The 274-nt window shown below is 41.2% G+C and carries 1 protein-coding gene; it reads right to left on the bottom strand.

All coding sequences use genetic code 11. The features are described from left to right. Window positions 1-274: fatty acid desaturase (locus AAEY57_RS19940; protein ID WP_350608658.1), on the bottom strand; the 274-nt coding region annotated here is incomplete at both ends.

Genomic DNA, 274 nt, shown 5'->3' on the forward strand with positions numbered 1-274 from the left:
CCGTTACGGTAGTCGCTTGCAAAAATATGGTGGAAGTTGTGATACCCCTCACCGTATGTAAATAACGCTAAAAAGCCGTTATCGCGTGCCGTATTTTTTTCGGTGTATGGGCGAGAGCCCCAAATATGTGCAACTGAGTTTATAAAAAAGGTAAAGTGTTGGCTTAGTACTAAGCGTAGTAAACCTGCAAGAATTAACATACCCCACACATCACCAACTAATAAACCAAGTGCAAGAGGCAAACCTACGTTCATAGCAATAGCTAGTTTTAAGT

Source organism: Pseudoalteromonas sp. MER144-MNA-CIBAN-0113 (assembly GCF_040308965.1).
Lineage (GTDB): Bacteria > Pseudomonadota > Gammaproteobacteria > Enterobacterales > Alteromonadaceae > Pseudoalteromonas > Pseudoalteromonas tetraodonis.